The organism is Clostridiales bacterium FE2011 (assembly GCA_017569305.1).
Classification (GTDB): Bacteria; Bacillota; Clostridia; order Christensenellales; family Aristaeellaceae; genus Aristaeella.
The window spans coordinates 2,519,746-2,537,420 of sequence record CP069418.1; the positions used below are offsets into that span (position 1 = coordinate 2,519,746).

Here is a 17,675-nt window from a genome sequence, read left to right on the forward strand (position 1 = left end):
CCGGCTTTATGTCTTTTTTACCATAGATTATCTGAACCCATCTGCATTTTATTGTTCATTATGAGCAGTTGTTCAATTCCGAGCTTTTCAGACCTCATATATGGGTTACACTATATATAATTATGAATTATGAATTGTGAATTATGAATTCAATGCAAATGTTTCCTGCGTTGACAAAACAGGGGGAATTGGAATATAGTAGGAACAACAAGTTGTCCGTACATATTTGGACGACAAAGCGCAAGCTCAACAGCATAAGGAGGGAAATTCCATGGAACAGAAATGGCCGTTGGACGTAACGGTTTCATTCGATCCGTATTTCGGTGAACCCAGCCGGGACGGCATCCAGGGCGCGGAGGTCCTGCCGGACGGAAAGGTGCACTTCAGGGTTATCGCCAAAGACGCAAAAGAGGTCGTGATCGACCGGTTCGGAACCATTTTCCCGCTTTCCAAAGTGGAAGACGGGGCGTGGGAAGGAACCTTCGATATGGGAACCGGCTTCCTGTATTTCTTCCTGAAGGTTGACGGCGCGGACGTGCTGTGCCCCTACATGCCCATCGGATACGGCTGCTGCCGCCCGATGAACTTTGTGGACGTGCCCGTGGCCGATATGGAAGGCTGGGACGACCTGGAAGGCGTGGAGCACGGCGCGGTGACCCGGCGCTATTTCTACTCCACGGTGACCGGCAAGACGGAGATCTGCCTGGTGTGGACGCCGCCGGCCTATGATCCGGCAAAGGCTTATCCGGTGCTGTACCTGCAGCACGGATACGGCGAGAACGAGACCGGCTGGATCTACCAGGGACATGCCGGCCGGATTGCCGACAGACTGCTTGCGGAAGGCAAGATGGAAGAGATGATCATCGTCATGGGCAACGGCATGGCCAAGCCCAAGGACGAAAGCAAGCCCCGGGATTTTGCCCTGTTCCCCAATATCGTGGTGAAGGACCTGATCCCCTACATTGAAAAGAACTACAAGGTGCTGACGGATAAGTGGCACCGGGCTATGGCCGGCCTGAGCATGGGCAGCTTCCACACCAGCGTGACCACGCTGACGAATCCGGACCTGTTCGGCTACGCGGGCCTGTTCAGCGGCTTCCTCCGGGCTCCGTGGAATCCGGACGAGGAAATGCCCCACATGAAACTGCTGCATGAAGCGGATAAGTTCAACGAGAGCTTCAAGGTGTTCTACCGCGCCATGGGTACGGAAGATACCTACTGGGAAGCCTTTGACAAGGACGACGCCTACCTGGCGGACAAGCCCCTGAACATTACCCGGGAAACCTTCCCCGGCGGACATGACTGGACGGTGTGGCGCCGCTGCATCCGCTCCTTCCTGCCCAGGATCTTCAAATAAGGACAGAAAGAGAAAACGCACAGGGCCTGACGGCTCTGTGCGTTTTATTTTGCATTCTGTTACGGGTTGATGTAGATGACCTGGGGTGTGGCCTGCGGTGCGGCGGGGGCCGGTTCGGGCGTCACAAACACCAGGATCGGGGTGGGCGTCGGCTCCGCGGCGGGCTGCTGCATGATGTAGATCACCTGCGGGGTGGGAGCGGCCGCTTCCGGCGGGTTGATGATGTTGATCACATCGGAAGCCGACTCGGAAGCCGCGGCGGTGTGGGTGCTCACTTCCGCCTCGTAGGAATAGGGATCCTCATGCAGGATCACATGATCCGTATTGAGCAGATCGGAGCGGATGTAGCCCAGGGTGCCATTGGCCAGCTGGACAGCGTACCAGATTTCCCCGGAGCTGTTCTTGACCCGGGCGGTGACGGTGAATTCCGTACCGGCGGACTTGATCCGCATGACCCGGGTAGCATGGATGCTGGGCTGGGAACGGACGTTGACCTGCTTGATGGCGGTATAGCACCAGCCTTCCGCAGGCATGGACTCGATCATGGTTTCAGCCTGGCGGACCACTACGCGGGTTTTCGTAACCACCGGGGGACAAACCTCCCACCAGGGATAGTTTATGCTGACCGGATCGGGTACGGTATAATCCTCCGAATCGGCAGAGGCAGGCAGAATGACCGCGGCGATCATCAGGACGGCCAGGATAAGGCCCATACGGAACAGAAGTGATTTCATGTTCACCGTCTCCAATTCGTTTTTTCATGATTTCAGACTCACCTTATATTGTAAAATCCGATGGTGCTCCTGTCAACCGCCAGATGTTGTGGCATAAGGGTTTCAGGGCTACACGGTCATGAAAAAGACGGTGCGGGAGAAAATCAGAAGGTCACGGTTTTGGGAGCGCCGCCGAAGGAAGCGAAGGTGGCGGTGGCATCCTCGAAGTACAGGACTTCGGTGTTGTCGTCCTCAGCGGAGTACATGGCCTGCAGGGCAGGATACTGCTCCAGCATGTGCTTTTTCGCTTCGATCCGGTCGTCACGGATCAGCTTGCCGGCAACGCGGACCCAGGTGCCATCCGCAAAGGCGCAGATTTCAGCCTTGGGGTTGGCCTGGAGCTGCTTGGAGACGGGCTTGATTATGCCGGTTTGGATGTACAGTTTGCCTTCGAAAATATCAACGGTGCCGAAAGGACGAACGCGGGGCTGGTCGCCTTCCACGGTCGCCAGGTAATAAGTGCCGCACTTTTTCAGGAATTCATAGACTTCGTTCATGATAATAGCCTCCTGTCATGGAATTGATAACTATATTATATAATGAATACTGAAAACTTAAAACTTAAAACTTAAAAATGGTGGAAAAAACAGCTTCAGAAGAAGCTGTTTTCAGGATTCAGATGATTGTCTATGTTGGGTAGACATAAGGTGTTCCGATTGGAGGCGACACCAGGGGACGGTTCTGACTATCCACGTAGGTGGACAGTGACAGAACCGTCCCCGGTATCCGCCCGGTGATTTGTAACTATATTATATAATGAATACTGAAAACTTAAAACTTAAAAATGGTGGAAAAAACAGCTTCAGAAGAAGCTGTTTTCAGGATTCAGATGATTGTCTATGTTGGGTAGACATAAGGCGTTCCGATTGGAGGCGACACCAGGGGACGGTTCTGACTATCCACGTAGGTGGACAGTGACAGAACCGTCCCCGGTATCCGCCCGGTGATTTGGTCCAGATTAATTATCCAGACACTATGTCCGGGGAAAAAAAGAACCCGGGAAAGAATTCCCAGGTTCAAAGGAAGAGGGGACAATTATTTATCGATGTGGATGTCGCCGGAGGTGGTATCAATGCGCAGGCGGGCGGAGCCGTCGCCGAAGACGTACTGATCATCGCCTTTTTTCGTCATGGCCAGGCTGCTGTGCAGCTTGCTGGGCCGTGCGTCGAGATCCAGGGTGTAGCCGGAAATCTCGGGCAGTTTCAGGGTCACGTCACCGGAGGTGGCATCAACATTCAGATCCTTGAAGGAAATCAGGGTGGCGGTAATGTCGCCGCTGGTGGAGGAGAACTTTGCCTTATCCGCGGTGCCGATATCCGGGCGGATAGCGCCGGAAGTGGAATCCAGATGCAGGTCTGCAACGGTTCCGGACACGGAGACGGAGAGATCACCGGAGGTGGACTCCATGGAGATTTTCTCCGCGGAGGGAACCGTGAAAACTGCTGTACCGGAAGTGGTAGAGAAGGAAGCGGTATTGATCTCGCTGTCCTGGCGGATATTCAGGTCACCGGAGGTGGAGGAAGCGGAGAGCTTCTTCGTGGTGACGACCGCATTCACATCGCCGGAGGTGGTATCAAACTTGATTTCATCCGCGGTCATGGAGGGGACGCTCACATCGGCGGAGGTTGTGTCGATATCGACGTTTTTGAGGGTGATGCCCTCAGGCAGGGACACGGTCAGGGTTTTCTTCAGGTTATTGAAAATGGTCAGCTGGGGTTTGGAATACTTGATCCGCAGGGTTGTGCCGTCCAGCCACCAGCGGAGTTTTTCATCTTCAGAGGTGGCTCTGTTGGCAATCTCGGAGACGCTGACGCCGGAACCGGCGTGATACTCGATGTTGACCTTGCCGGAGGTCCAGTCGATGTCCAGGTTTTCCACGGCGGAGGTGATTTCAGTATCGCCGATGGTATATTTATCCGTATTCGCGAAGGCGGCCAGGCCCAGGCCGATGCTGACCTTGCCTCCGAAGATGGAGTAGGAGCCGCCGGCCAGGCAGAGCAGAACGACAATGAGGGCAACAACCAGAATTCTTGACTTATTCATAGGGATTATTCCTCTCTTTTCGATTTAATAGCAGAATACAGCAGCCAGGCACCCGCGCCGCAAAGGGCGAACATAAAGCCTGTTGACAGGAAGCTCTTGGAATGCAGGGTGATCATATTCATCATGTTGGCGAACAGGATCATGTCCACGGACAGGACGATTACCGGACGGCTGAAGCTGCCGATGAATTCCCGGACGGGACGGGCTTTCAGCACGAAGGGCAGGAAGATCAGCGAGAAGCCGAACAGTACGGCCGAGGCTGTGAGGTAGAACCAGCCGCCGTGGGTGATGAAGCTGCAGACGGCCAGAAGCACCAGCAGGGTCACGGTAAAGGCGCTGAAGGTCCAGAACAGTTTATCCCGCTGGACGGTCATCGGGACAATGATCAGGGAGGCACAGACCGCCAGTCCGGCGAGCACTACATAGAACCAGTCCAGCGTGTGGCCGGTAGACAGGTTGACGATCAGGCAGATGAGAATCGGGACCATAAACAGACCGGAGACAACGGAGCCGACCGTGGTGGTACGGCGCTTGATGCGCTTGGCCTGGTACTCGAGCACGCTGTCCTTTTCTTCCCGGAGGTCGTTTTCTATTTCATGGGACCGGAGCTTTTCCAGCACAGCGGAGCACTCCGGACATTGCTGAAGATGTTCCCGGATCAGTTCACGGCTTGTCTCGCTGCAAACGTCGTCCGCGTAAAGCGGAAGCAGATCGCGGATTACTTCGCATTCTTTATTCATGCGTATCCATCCTTTCACTCAGTTTCAGTTTCGCGCGATGATATGTGACGCGGGCCCAGTTTTCTGTCTTGCCGAAGATGGTACCAATCTGGCTGAAGGACAGTTCACCGAAAACCCGAAGCTCGAAGACTTCCCGATAAGGTTCATCCAGCGCGTGGAGCGCGACGTGGATCCGGAAGGAGGAATCCTTGTCTGTAACCTGCTGCTCAATACTTTTTCCGGCAGCGGGAAGCTCTTCCGGGATTGGCGCCGTTTTATTACGGCGGCGCGTTTCATCCACAAAGCAGTTCTTTGCGATGGCGCACAGCCAGGTCACTTCATCTGACTCATTCCGGAAGGAAGCGGAAACGGATTTTGAGAAGGCCCGAAAGAACGCTTCCTGGGTGATCTCCTCAGCGGCATGCCGGTCGCCGGCCAGTGTCATCACATAGGAGAAGACCCGCATGTAGTAAGCGTTGTAAAGCCTCTCACAGGTTTCGCTGTTCACACATCATCACCTCCTTCCCGGTTAATACATGGGTTAGACGGAGTAATCCGGATTTCGTTACAGAAAAAAATAAAAAAATTTTCGGAAATTTTTTGGCAGGGTAAAAGCAGCCTTCCGGCCGGTCCGAAAGAGATTGTACAGCAGGACGCGGGCAGTGTCCAGCCGGACGGGTTTCCGAAAAAGAAACGGTATGGTATGATAGAAAAAATGTTTTCATCTCTGAAGGGAGACCGAGCAATGAAAAGCCTGTTTTCTGCCCGTCGCTGCTGGTTTGCGGCGATATTGACAGCAGTACTGCTTTTGCTGGCCGGGGCCGCGCTGGCGGACGGTCCGCATACGGTGATGCTGAAATGCGGCGGAAACGGCTTTGTGGGCACGGATAAAAAGGGCACCCAGAAAAGCATTGTGATTGATCCGGCCACCAGCGTTTCCACAGAGGATGATGAGGAAACCTATACGCTGGAAGAGCTGAAGAACCTGCCGGGCTTTGAGCTGCGGGGCGCCGCGCTGCGCTTTACGGTCAGCAGCTTTTTCGGAGACGAGCTGAGATATACGCTGGTATGCGGGAAGACTTTCGCGGATCCCCAGAAGGTGATGACCGGACGGAACCTGTGGGATGTGACGGACGTGATTTCCGCCTGGCTGGAGGACAGGAAGACGGAGCTGAAGATCAGCCCCGTATACAAGCAGGGTCCCTGGGGCATGCGGATCCAGGACGGGACTGTTTACCTGCAGCTGAACTTTACCACATCAGCGAAGCTGCCGGATTTCCCGCGGGACAAAGTGCAGACCGGCCTGATCTTTGAATCCAGCCTGAGCATGCTGGAAGAGGGCAACACCTTTGTGGCGCACTATGACGAAACGGCGGGCAGCCTGATGCAGGTATCCCTGCCGCTGGGCGTGCCTTACTATTATGCCGGGGGCACCGAGGACAAGTTCCTCAGGCGCTTTTTCCCCAGCACGACCACGCGCTATTACCGGGAAGACCACATGTACCTGTGCGGCCTGGACTGCGTGGGCATGACGCACCTGATCTACGAAAAATGCGGACTGGAGCGGCATCCTTCCATTTCGGACCTGCTGCGCCACGGCATCGGCCATGACCTGATGGTCAATAACGATCCGATGAAATGGTCGGCGTTCATGAAACCAGGTGATCTCGTCGCGGTGAAGCACGGCACCTTCCATATCATGATGTACCTGGGGACGCTGCGGCAGTTCGGCTGGACAGAAAAAAACGCAGGGGAAGCGCTTCCCCTGCTGGATGCTCCGCTGGTGATCCATTGCGGAGGCAGCCCGTTCTACTATGAACGGTATCAGAAATACATTGAGGAACAGGGCTACAGGAACACCCTGCCGCCGGACGGCGGCGTGACGGTTTCCGTGATCATGGAAACCAACCTGGACGCCCCGCACAGCATGGACGTTTCCTGGGGAAAACATTTCGGCTGGTACGTGATCGACAACCAGCCCCTGCTGGTTTTCCCGCTGGACGACTGCACGGACATGGCCTGGTACGGACCGGAAAAGTAAAGGCTTACCGGTAGTACTGCGCCTGGGCCTCAAACATGGCGGCGTAGACGCCGTCCGGGATGTTCACCAGCTCATCATGGGTGCCGTATTCCGCCACCCGGCCTTCCGAGAACACGGCGATGTGATCGCAGAAGCGGCAGGAAGAAAGCCGGTGGGAGATGTAAAAGGCGGTTTTATCCTGGATCAGGGAGTTGAACTGCTTATAAATCTCATACTCAGCCACAGGGTCCAGGGCGGCTGTGGGCTCGTCCAGGATGATGACCGGCGCGTCCTTGTACAGGGCGCGGGCCAGGGCCATCTTCTGCTGCTCGCCGCCGGAGGGCTCAATGCCGTCTTCCTCCATATACTTGAAGAGCTTGGCGTCCTCACCGCTCTCCAGCTTATCCGCAAACTTTTCCAGACCGGCCTGTTTCAGCAGATCTGAAACACGGAGCCGGTCTTTTTCGTCCATGTTTTCCCGGTCCTTCAGGGTGACGTTTTCGCTGACGGTGAAACCGAAGAGCTTGAAGTCCTGGAAGACGGGGGAGAACTGCTTCATATACTGGTCATAATCGTATTCACGGATGTCGGTGCCGTCCAGGAGGATCTGCCCGTCCGTGGGGTCATAGAGACGGCACAGGAGCTTGATGAGGGTGGTTTTGCCGGCGCCGTTCAGGCCGACGATGGACAGGCGTTCGCCCTTTTCCACGGTCAGGTTGACGCCGTCGAGCACCTTTTTCTCCGTGCCCGGATAGGCGAAGGAGACGTTGCGGAATTCAATCCGGTGCTCGCCGTCCGGGACGGGCTTATCACCCTTGGGCATGGCCTGGGGATAGTTCATGAAGATGACGTATTCATAGGCGTAGTTTGTTTTCTTCAGCAGGTCCGTAATATTGGACGCGATACCGCCCAGTGTGTTGAACAGGGATTCGGCCGCGGAGACCATCTGGGTAAAGATACCCAGGGAGAAGACGCCGCCGATGGTCTTCAGCGCGGTATAGCCATAGGTGAAAGCAGTCTGAAAGACAGCCAGGGCGCCCTGGATCAGGGAATACTTCCGGGTGGTATCGGCCTGCCATTTCCAGCCCTCATAGCTTTCCTCACTGAAACCGCTCCATTTGTTCAGCAGCATGCCGGAAGCGTCGTAGAGGCGGATGTCCTTACCGTAGCGGAAGTCCACCATTTCCCAGCCGTAATAACCGAACATGCGGTTCACTTTGGAAAGCCGCTCAAAGGCCTTCAGTTCCACCTTGCTGCTCAGCCGCATCAGGTACGCGTTCAGGCAGACGCACAGCAGGATCACTGCCAGCAGCAGCGGCGTGTGCAGCGCGATGACCGTGACCAGGCCGACGATTTTGACAGCGTTGCCGATGAAGGAAAAGATCTGCTCGGAAATGCCGTATACGCCCTCGGAATACCAGCTCATGCCGGTGTTGGTCTTTTCCAGCTGGTCCAGGAGCTTCTTGTCTTCGGTCAGCTGGTAATCAAGCCCCATGGCATGCTCGCTGATCAGCCGGGTGAAATAGTTATCCAGCCGTTCCTTGTACTTGCCCAGCTGATTGACGGAAAGCTGGCGGATGACGGTCAGCAGGCATTCGCCGAGGATGAGGATACCCGCATAGACGAACAGGCGGGTCAGATCCTTTCCGCCGACCAGTTCATCGACAATCAGAGGGGTCACGAAGATGGCGATGAAGGGCATCAGGATATCACAAAGGGTTTTCAGGGCTTCCAGGGGGAAGAACAGCGGAAACCGCTTTGCGGCCACCGGGAACATGAGGCGGATGATTTCTTTCAGCTTTTTCATTCGGCATCCTCCTCTCCTTCGGGATGCTCCCGGTAATACTGTGCCTGCACATCAAAGAGATGCGCGTATTCGCCGTTCCTGGCCATCAGCTCATCGTGGGTGCCGTATTCCGCCAGCTGGCCGTCCATAAACATGGCAATCCGGTCACAGAAACGGGTGGAAGCCAGGCGGTGGGAAATATAGACGGCGCTCTTTTTGCCGATCATGCGGTCAAAACGTTCATAAAGCTGCTTCTCCGCCAGGGCGTCCAGGGCGGCGGTGGGTTCATCCAGCACGACTACAGGCGCGCCTTTATACAGCGCCCGGGCCAGGGCAAGCTTCTGCTTTTCGCCGCCGGACAGGTCGACACCCTCCTCCGAGGCGATTTTCAGCAGCTCCGTATCCAGACCCTTCGGCAGTTCATCCAGCCTGTCGCCGAGACCGGCTTCCCGCAGGCAGGCGGCGGCTTTCTCCCGGTCTGTTTCCTGCATGGGCAGCATGGAGACGTTCTCCGCCAGGGGCAGGGCAAAGAGTTCAACATTCTGGAAAACCGGAGAGAACAGGCGGTAATAATCCTCCCGCGGGTATTTCCGGATATCCGTCCCGTTCAGGGTGATCAATCCCTCCGTGGGATCATACAGCCGGAGCAGGAGCTTGATCATGGTGGTTTTGCCGGCGCCGTTCAGGCCGACCACCGCCAGCTTTTCCCCGGGATGCAGGGTCAGGTTCAGGTGGGAAAGGGCATCCTTGTCCGCCTCCGGATAACGGTAGGAAACGTCGTGGAACTGCAGCTCCAGGGAATCCGTTTCCGGCAGGGACAGCAGGTCTTCGGTGCTTTCGCCGTTCAGCTCCAGGAAGGAGCGGAGGTCATCCACTTCCATGGAAGCACGGTTGAAATCGCCAAACCGCTGCAGCAGGTAAATCAGCGCGCCGGAGAAGGCGTTGGCCAGGGCCAGGTACAGGGTGAAGCTGCCGATGGACATGGGGTTGATTTCGCGGATCACCGCAAAATAGAGAACGGCATAGGTGAGGAAACGGCAGATGACGTTCATCGCCTGGCCGAAGAGCATGTTCCGGTTCCAGAGGTCCTGATGGTAATCAATCCGTTCCTCCCGGGTTTCAAAAACGGCCCGCTGCTTTTTCAGCAGGAACGGCACCATGGAAAACAGGCGGATGTCCTTGGCATATTCCGGCTGCTGGGTGACGCGGGCCATGTAGCTGCTTTTCCGCCAGACGGGAGCCAGCCGGTCCCAGACTTCCTTTTTATCCTTTTTCAGGATCACCCGGTAGTACAGGAAAGAGAGGACGCCCATCACCGTCAGGGCCAGGATCAGCCGGAAATCCAGCACGAGGACGGCCGTGAAGGTGACGATGGTGGTGAACAGGTTTTTGCCCAGGTCCTGCATGAGGTGCATCATGCCTTCGAAGCCGTTGTTGTTGCCGTCGGTAGAGTTCTGGGCGCGCTGGTGAAGATCCAGGGCTTCCGGCTTTTCCAGCAGCGCATAATTCATGCGCATGGCCTTGGCCACCCGCTCATGGATGACGTGCATGCGGATATCGATATACCGGGGCCAGACCAGGCTGCCGGCAATAATCCTGGCAAAGGAGAAGGCAAGGGCTACGAGTGCGCCGATGATGATGATTACGATCAGCCGGTGCTGCTTTTCCGCCAGGGGCAGGTCAATTGTGATCGCGTCCATGATGAACTTGGACAGGAAACCGCCAAGGTAACTCTGGACAGAAGCGCAGAACAGGTCCGTGAAGGCCAGCAGAAATACAATGGGGCAGTACTTCCGCATCCGGTTCAGCACGAAACGGGTATTGGACCAGAGACCGAAGTCCCGGTGCAGGGGATTATCTTTACTTTCCTTAAAGGTCATTGGTATCACATCCTGAATGCATAATACATGAAAAACGCCCATTCCACAGGGAACGGGCGGACAGTGTCCAATCAATCCGGGTTATCCGACAAAGCCAGGCCCGGAGAATGGTGCCCGTGTTTCCTGCACGGTTGTAAAGCTATGAAATAAACGATTCATTCCCGGACCTCCTTTCTTCAATTTCTTAAGGGTATTCAAACATAAAAAGCGGGCTGTGTCAACGGGTTGTCAGTACATTTTACAATACTGTTACCTATACTGGCAGTATGGGTGAAGAACGAAAAACCCGGCCTGCCGCATGAACAGACCGGGAAAGGAGGCTGCACAGCGGACCTGTGCAGGGAACCACAAGGGATTACCGCGTGAACCGGGAGATGAACTTCCAGGCGTTCTCGCAGCTGTGATGGCGGCATTCATGGATCTGGCCGCTGACGCTGGCGAAGGCGGTGCGGATCACGCCGTCCTCGCTCTCGTAATAATGGACGGTCAGGGTGCTGTCCCGGGAAGGATCATAGATCTTTTCCACCTTGTCACCGGGGATGCCCCAGATGGGCTGCTCCCAGGAATCCTTCTGCTCAAAGGAAACACCGTCGAACTTCTTTTTCAGCTGATTGACTTCCGCCACATACTGCACCCGCTCCAGGGCCGTGTCGGAGTGGAAGGGCAGTTCGGGCAGGTGGGATTCCTCGCCGCCGGAATAGAAGACGGGCACGGGCACGGTCTTGTTCAGCCGTTCGGTAGGCGGGCCGCCCCAGAAGGTCTTGTAGACGGGGAAGAGGGCGCTGGCAGGCATGATGCCGGCGAAGACGTTCGGATACTCCTGGTAGCAGTCCCAGGTTTTGCCGCTGCCCATGGAGAAGCCGGTGGCATAGATGCGGTGCTCATCAATGGGGTAGCGCTTTTTCAGGTCTTCAATGACTTCCACCGCTTCGGTGGCAGTAACGTTCTGGTGGTTTTCCACGGAAACGAAGAGGAAGTTATAGCGGTGGCAGATTTCCCACCAGCCGGCGACAAAGGTCAGGTACATGGAGGAGTCGCCGCCGCCGTGGAAGCCGAGCACCAGCGGAACGGGGCCGTTGTCAAACAGGCCGTTGTTGTAGTAGGCGAAGTAGCCCACCTTATGGGTCTTGGCGTCCTTGATGATCCGGTTGTCGGAAGAGGTGTTGACGGTGACGCAGCCGGCGTCTTCCGTCATGTTCAGGGCCTGGAAGTCGGGCTCCAGCTCCACCTTGCCGCACCACATCTTGAAGTGTTTGACAAAGGCGTCAAAGTCCGCTTCGTACTGGGCTTTGCCCTTGATGAGCAGGTGCTCGCAGCCGTCAAAGGCCTTGTTGATTTCCTCACTGTTGCCGACGCTGAGGATCGGGATATCCTTGCGCTGCACGTCCGGCACCACGCTCAGGCGCTCCATGGAACACATGGCCGGGGTGATCTCGCCGGGGCCCCAGAGGTACTCGCCCTGCAGGGAACGGAGAAGATGCTTGGCCACATAATCGGCGGAAGCACCGTAGCTGTAGATGTCCGTGCGGAAGATGGCGCCGCGGACGAAATAACCCTTGAAGGTCTGGGTGAAAAAGTCGAAGTTCTCCACGATGCCGTCCTTATAGACCTGGATCATCTTGATCTCGGCAATCACGGAAGCATAGAAGCTTTCATCCGCGCCGGCCCAGCCGCCTTCCGCCGTGGGATAGACAAAGAGCACGCTGGAATCGACGTTCGCGGCGATATTCGCCAGGCCGGTTTCCCGGGCGAAGTCCACGGCACTGTCCATGCTCTGCTTTTCTTCTTCGAAAATCAGCAGCAGCGGCGCGCGGAAGCCGTAGTTGTTTGTCTGTCCGTCTATTTTATTATCCGGAACATATACCTTCAGAAAGAATTGATCAAAGGTATGCTCCCAGCATTTTCCTCCGGTGATGTCCCGGACCACAGGTCTTTCCATCATTGCCATGAGTGTGTCCTCCTGAGATATGGTGTTGTCAATGTGTGCTGTGTTGAACATTCAGTCAGTTTATATTGTAACCCGTAAGTTTTTTCGGGCACAATACGCGGAGGAAAGAACATGAGGACAAAAAAAGCAAAAGTGGAAGGATGGCTATGCCATCCTTTGATTGTAATTGTCTTTTGCTGCGCAAAAGAATGATATGTTGCTTCGCAACATGATATTTCGACTTAATGTCGAAATGATAGATTCGCCTAAAGGCGAATATGATATGTTTGCCTTCGGCAAACGTGATAGTTAGTGTCTGCCTATGTTCTTATTGCAAGGCTACGGAGAAGTGTTTGGATGTGACAGCAGTGCAATGTGATGAGTGAAGAGTGTAGAGTTGCCCTTTGGGCAGTGCAGAGTTGCATCCTGAGGTTGCTTTGGGATATGATATAAATATAGATAGACGAAGTGAACATATTCTGCTGTATCGAACGGAGGGTGAGATATGGGCTGGATTTCGTGGGTGATTATTATACTGGCTGTGGGGATCCTGGCCTGTTTCGGCGTGGGGATATTCCGGAAAAAGCAGGGTTCTGATGTGCGTGATAACGGAGAACTGACAACGGGTGTCTCCTTTGATCCGGAGAAACAGGAACCGGTGATCAGAAGTTCCATCTGTACTGGGGAAAAGGTGGCGGGATTCAAGAGTAAGGAGGACGGGCACTTTACAGAGGTGATGGTGCTGAGGACGATGAAGGATGAGGAAAGGTTTAAGGAGATGTATCATCTGGATTCAGTGAAAACTGAATACTGAAGATGAAAAATAATGAATACTTAAGACTTAAAACTGAAAACTTAAAAATGGAGGAAAAAACTGCTTCAGAAAGAAGCAGTTTTTTAGTATTTAAATGATTTTTTTGCTTCGCAAAAAAGAGAGGAACGAGATTTCTCCACGCGGCAGCAAGCAGGCTTGCGCAGAATGACAGAGTGGGCACTGTGGAGAAGTGAATGGATGTGACAAAGGGACAGACCAACTGTCATCATTCCAGAAGAACGTGACAGTTGGTCTGTCCCTTTGTCACATTGCGCGATAGTGATGAGTGAAGAGTGAAAAAGTGTTTTCTTGTATCCGCTGTTATACGGCAGCGGATACAAGAAAACGACCAAAGCCATCAACGGAGACGTCCGGCAGGGCGGCAGGGAGAACAGCGGTTTGCCAGGGAAGAAGAGGTTCGCGGTGATTTTCCCAGCACAGGGTGCAGCCTTTGGCTGTGGCAGTCAGGAACTGCATTTTGCCTGTGGGCAGGGACAGCTTCCCGCTCAGGTCATAGGCAGACAGCCGGAAGTGCGGATCGCTGACCAGCAGGGTGCGCCGGCCGCCGGGCAGGTCCTCTGTCTCCTCGGTGCGGACGGGAACGGAATTGACATTTGAAACGGCAACGGCCTGCTCGATGTGCAGCTGGCGGGGCTTGCCATCCTTTCCGATCCGGCCCCAGTCCCAGAGACGGTAGGTGAGATCGCTGGCCTGCTGGATTTCATAGCAGCGGATACCGGAACCCAGGGCATGAACGGTACCGGCGGGAATGTAAAACACGTCACCCGCATGCACTTCCGTCCGGCAGAGGCTGCTTTCCAGCTTTCCTGCATCCAGGACGGAACGGAGGGACTCTCCGTGGGTGTCGATTCCGTATACCAGCTGTGCCCCGGGTGCGGCGTCCAGGATATACCAGGCCTCGCTTTTGCCGGGTTTCCCTTCATGGGAGAGGGCATAGGCGTCATCCGGGTGCACCTGGACAGAGAGCGGCTGGCGGGTATCCAGAAATTTCAGCAGCAGCGGGAAACCGTCTTCGTCCGACCCGGTGAGACGTTTTCCCCAGAGCGGGAGCAGATCCCGCAGTGTTATGCCGGCCAGTTCCCCGTTGGCCACCCGGCTTTCCAGGCCGGGAAGGGCGGACACCTCCAGGCTTTCACCGGTGATATCCTCCGGTGAGTCCTTTCCGAAAAGCTCCTTCAGGGCATGACCGCCCCAGGGAGTCTCTGAACCGTGCCTGAAAGAGGGCGTCATAATAAGCGGATAAACATTCATTTTCCTGTTCTCCTGTGTTCATTTGGGCAAAAGCAAGGCTCAGGCAGGCCGGTTCAGCCTGACAGCAGTTCTATGCTTTTTGCGGTTATCTTGTATTACAAACCTTTATAAATCAAAGGGTTCAAGCGGTAAGCCGTTCTCCCCGAAGAAGGGAACCGGCGACGCGTAGTCTGTCCAGGCATAGCGGGCATGCAGCGGCTGCCGGACATCGTCTGCACGGAGCAGCAACTGGGCCCCGCAAACTTCCGCCCGGGCGGGGATCCAGGGGCCATCCGCCTCCGCAATCTCCAGCAGGGAGGCAGTATCCCCGCGGAGCTGAACAGGCGCTGAAAGACGGAGAATCAGCGCGTCTCCCTGCGGCGTCAGATCCAGAACCCGGGGAGAAACCTCTCCGCCGCCATACAGCAGGACGCCGGCGAGATCAGCCAGGCGTTCGCCCACGGGGCGTTTTGCGGTGGGGTGGATGTTGCCGTATTCGCCCTGGTCCAGCAGGCAGATCATGCCGGTGCCGGGCACGGTATCCCGGACCGCGGCCTGCGCCTTGCGGAGCTTGGGCCAGAGGAAGGTGTCCGCTGCCCCGGAATCGATCCACATGGGAAGCTGGACAAAGAGGAAGGGAAGATTGTCCTCCATGAACCAGGACCGCCAGGTCCGGATGAGCAGCGTGAGCAGTTCATCATAATGATCGGTCTTGGTCGTGTCCTCCTCTCCCTGGTAGAAGAGGATCGCGGTAAGGGTGACGGGAAGAATTTCCCGTACCATGGTTTCCGCGAGCCCGGCAGGCCGGTAAGGTGAACCGGGGCCGGCGGGAGGATTCCAGGGAACAAGGCCGCAGGCGGCAACCACGTCGTCCCAGTGTGCGCCGGGATGCTCATGTTTATACTTTTCCACGGTCAGGTTCCAGGCGCCGAAGGTGTCCTGGAACTGCTTTTCTTCCGCGAGCCAGGTTTCCATGGTTTTACCGGCGGTGAGTGCAATGTATTCCTCCAGGTAGCGGGTGCCTTCCGGATCGGTCCGGAGGGTTGCTTCATCCATCCAGCAGGTGATGGAGGTGCCGCCCCAGTAGCAGCCGATGATTCCGACCGGGATCTCCGGCATGCGCTCCCGGAGCTTCGCGGCGAAGAAATAAGCCACCGCGCTGTTTGCCCCGCCGGTTCCGGGGGAAACGGCGTGCCAGCGGGTTTCCTCCACGGCTTTTTGCTGAGCCGGGCCTTTCACGGACTGCTTCGGAACGTTGAAGAAGCGCAGGAGCGGATCGTTATACTGCCGGATGATTTTCGGTCCTTCGTCCGCGTTGCGCAGCTCCAGTTCCATGTTGCTCTGGCCGCCGGCCAGGAAAACCTCGCCGATGGCCACGTCATCCGCTTCGAATTGCTCACCGTCCGTGGAGAGAACCAGGCGGCAGTCGGTCTGCGCTTCCTGCGGGGGCAGGGACACCAGGAAACGGGTGCCGTCCGCCCGGGCGGAGCCTTCTCCCAGGAGGGAACCCTCCCGGCTGAGGAGCCGGACGGTTACGGTCAGCCCTTCGGAGACCTCCCCGAAGACCCGGATCTCTTTCCGTCTGCACAGCACTGCGCCGTCCGTGAACAGAGACGCCGGTTTCAGCATGGGACCTTACCTTCTTTCCTTCAGGTATTCCAGATTCCTGCGGATCAGATCGGCCCGCTGGCGGACACAGTCCGCGCTGCGGAGCGGATCCTCCGGAGTGTTGAACACATAGTCCTTAAGCCTCTCCAGATCCGTTTCCGCCACATGCATGCGGGTGTCGGAAGAGGCGTAGTAGATATAGACCTTGCCGTCATCATCCGCGATGGCGCCGTTGGTGAAGACAACGTTGCTTACATCGCCGGTGCGCTCCCGCCCAAGGGGACCGAGGAGCATGCCGGAGGGCTCCGCAATGATGCGGGAGGGATCATGGAGATCCGTTGCAAAGGCGTACAGCACATACCGCAGTCCGGCGGCGGTGTTCCGCACACCGTGGGCGATGTGGATCCAGCCGCGGTCCGTCTTGATGGGCACGGCACCGGCACCGTTCTTGGACTCGGTCAGGGTGTGGTACTTCCGGCGGGAAATGATCTTCTCCTCGCCGATAACCGGATGGGTGATATCCCCGCAAAGACCGAAACCGATGCCCCCGCCGGAGCCGGTCTCGATGAAGTCGTCCATGGGACGGGTATAGAAGGCATACTTGCCATCCACGAACTCCGGATGGAGCACCACGTTCCGCTGCTGGGGAGAATTCAGGGTAATCAGGTTCGGCAGGCGCTCCCAGGTTTCCAGGTCCTTTGTCCGGACGATGCCCGCCGCGGCAACGGCGGCGGAAAGATCGGCGCTGCGGGTATCCTTGCTCTCGGAGCAGAAGACGCCGTAGATCCAGCCGTCCTCATGGGCAGTCAGGCGCATGTCATAGACGTTGGTTTCCTGCTTTTCCGTATCCGGCAGGATGACCGGATAATCCCGGAAACGGAAGCCTTCGGTAGGCTTGTCGCTTTCCGCCACGGCGAAGAAGCTTTTCCGGTCCATGCCTTCCACGCGAACCACCAGGCAATACTTTCCGTTCAGCTTGATGGCGCCGCTGTTCAGGGTGGCATTGACGCCCAGGCGCTGCATCATGAAGGGATTGGTGTCAGGATTCGCGTCATACATCCAGAAGGGCGGAATATGATCCCGGGTGAGGACGGGGTTGGCGTAGCGGGAAAAAAGGCCGTTGTAGAAGCGGGAATCAACGGGGTTGGGGAGGACGATGAGTTGCTCATAGGATTCCATGAGGGAGGCAAAAGTGCGAGTGTTCATAAAAACATCCTTACGTTTTTAGGTAGGAGGTAGGAAGTAGGAGGGAGGAGGTATTGTCTTTTGCTTCGCAAAAGAATGATATGTTGCTTCGCAACATGATATTTCGACTTAATGTCGAAATGATAGGTTCGACTTCGTCGAACATGATATGTTTGGCTTCGCCAAACGTGATTAGTTACTGACCGCCTTTGTCAGGGTGACCTTGTGGAGGAAGTGGTGTTCCGTATAGGTTGAAGGTCTATATCTCCGGAGGAGATTCTTCCACGCGGACACTTCGTGTCCTTGGTCAGA

14 protein-coding genes are annotated in these 17,675 nt (G+C 56.0%); 3 read left to right on the forward strand and 11 right to left on the reverse strand.

The window, feature by feature from the left end; genetic code table 11:
• Positions 1-271: 271 nt before the first annotated feature.
• Complete coding sequence (locus JRC49_11340) at positions 272-1,357, forward strand: hypothetical protein (protein ID QTE70392.1); 1,086 nt, start codon at positions 272-274, stop codon at positions 1,355-1,357.
• A gap of 59 nt (positions 1,358-1,416) precedes the next feature.
• Here JRC49_11340 and JRC49_11345 read toward each other — a convergent pair whose 3' ends face one another.
• The 5 genes from JRC49_11345 to JRC49_11365 all read right to left on the reverse strand — a co-directional run bounded on the left by JRC49_11345 (position 1,417) and on the right by JRC49_11365 (position 5,358).
• Positions 1,417-2,091, reverse strand: coding sequence for an SH3 domain-containing protein (locus JRC49_11345; GenBank protein ID QTE70393.1), 675 nt, complete (start codon positions 2,089-2,091; stop codon positions 1,417-1,419).
• Positions 2,092-2,234: 143 nt separating this feature from the next.
• Positions 2,235-2,627: a pyridoxamine 5'-phosphate oxidase family protein gene (locus JRC49_11350; protein QTE70394.1), complete on the reverse strand. Its 393-nt coding sequence runs from the start codon at positions 2,625-2,627 to the stop codon at positions 2,235-2,237.
• A gap of 538 nt (positions 2,628-3,165) precedes the next feature.
• The gene (locus JRC49_11355) at positions 3,166-4,173 is read right to left on the reverse strand and encodes a DUF4097 family beta strand repeat protein (protein ID QTE70395.1); all 1,008 of its coding nucleotides are present in this window, start codon (positions 4,171-4,173) and stop codon (positions 3,166-3,168) included.
• Between the two features lie 5 nt (positions 4,174-4,178).
• The gene (locus JRC49_11360) at positions 4,179-4,913 is read right to left on the reverse strand and encodes a zf-HC2 domain-containing protein (protein ID QTE70396.1); all 735 of its coding nucleotides are present in this window, start codon (positions 4,911-4,913) and stop codon (positions 4,179-4,181) included.
• The gene (locus JRC49_11365; GenBank protein QTE72868.1) at positions 4,906-5,358 is read right to left on the reverse strand and encodes an RNA polymerase sigma factor; all 453 of its coding nucleotides are present in this window, start codon (positions 5,356-5,358) and stop codon (positions 4,906-4,908) included. The genes JRC49_11360 and JRC49_11365 overlap by 8 nt, the downstream gene beginning before the upstream one ends.
• A gap of 279 nt (positions 5,359-5,637) precedes the next feature.
• On the opposite strand from JRC49_11365, the gene JRC49_11370 reads away from it, so the two are divergent.
• Positions 5,638-6,933: a C40 family peptidase gene (locus tag JRC49_11370; GenBank protein QTE70397.1), complete on the forward strand. Its 1,296-nt coding sequence runs from the start codon at positions 5,638-5,640 to the stop codon at positions 6,931-6,933.
• Between the two features lie 4 nt (positions 6,934-6,937).
• Here the strand turns inward: JRC49_11370 and JRC49_11375 are convergent, their stop codons facing one another.
• The 3 genes from JRC49_11375 to JRC49_11385 form a co-directional block, all read right to left on the reverse strand.
• Positions 6,938-8,719 carry an ABC transporter ATP-binding protein gene (locus tag JRC49_11375; GenBank protein QTE70398.1) on the reverse strand — a complete coding sequence of 594 codons (1,782 nt, stop codon included), beginning with the start codon at positions 8,717-8,719 and terminating at the stop codon, positions 6,938-6,940.
• Entirely contained in the window at positions 8,716-10,578 is a 1,863-nt protein-coding gene (locus tag JRC49_11380) for an ABC transporter ATP-binding protein (GenBank protein ID QTE70399.1), read from the reverse strand. The genes JRC49_11375 and JRC49_11380 overlap by 4 nt, the downstream gene beginning before the upstream one ends.
• A gap of 355 nt (positions 10,579-10,933) precedes the next feature.
• Positions 10,934-12,526 (reverse strand): hypothetical protein, encoded by a 1,593-nt coding sequence (locus JRC49_11385; protein QTE70400.1) that lies wholly within the window; start codon positions 12,524-12,526, stop codon positions 10,934-10,936.
• A gap of 577 nt (positions 12,527-13,103) precedes the next feature.
• Between JRC49_11385 and JRC49_11390 the strand changes: the two genes are divergently transcribed.
• Positions 13,104-13,319, forward strand: coding sequence for an aspartate dehydrogenase (locus JRC49_11390; protein QTE72869.1), 216 nt, complete (start codon positions 13,104-13,106; stop codon positions 13,317-13,319).
• Between the two features lie 321 nt (positions 13,320-13,640).
• On the opposite strand, the gene JRC49_11395 is transcribed toward JRC49_11390, so the two are convergent.
• The 3 genes from JRC49_11395 to JRC49_11405 form a co-directional block, all read right to left on the reverse strand.
• Complete coding sequence (locus JRC49_11395; protein ID QTE70401.1) at positions 13,641-14,591, reverse strand: class I mannose-6-phosphate isomerase; 951 nt, start codon at positions 14,589-14,591, stop codon at positions 13,641-13,643.
• 105 nt (positions 14,592-14,696) lie between these two features.
• Positions 14,697-16,199 carry a hypothetical protein gene (locus tag JRC49_11400; protein QTE70402.1) on the reverse strand — a complete coding sequence of 501 codons (1,503 nt, stop codon included), beginning with the start codon at positions 16,197-16,199 and terminating at the stop codon, positions 14,697-14,699.
• Positions 16,200-16,205: 6 nt separating this feature from the next.
• Positions 16,206-17,384, reverse strand: coding sequence for a glycosidase (locus tag JRC49_11405; GenBank protein ID QTE70403.1), 1,179 nt, complete (start codon positions 17,382-17,384; stop codon positions 16,206-16,208).
• Between the last annotated feature and the right edge of the window lie 291 nt (positions 17,385-17,675).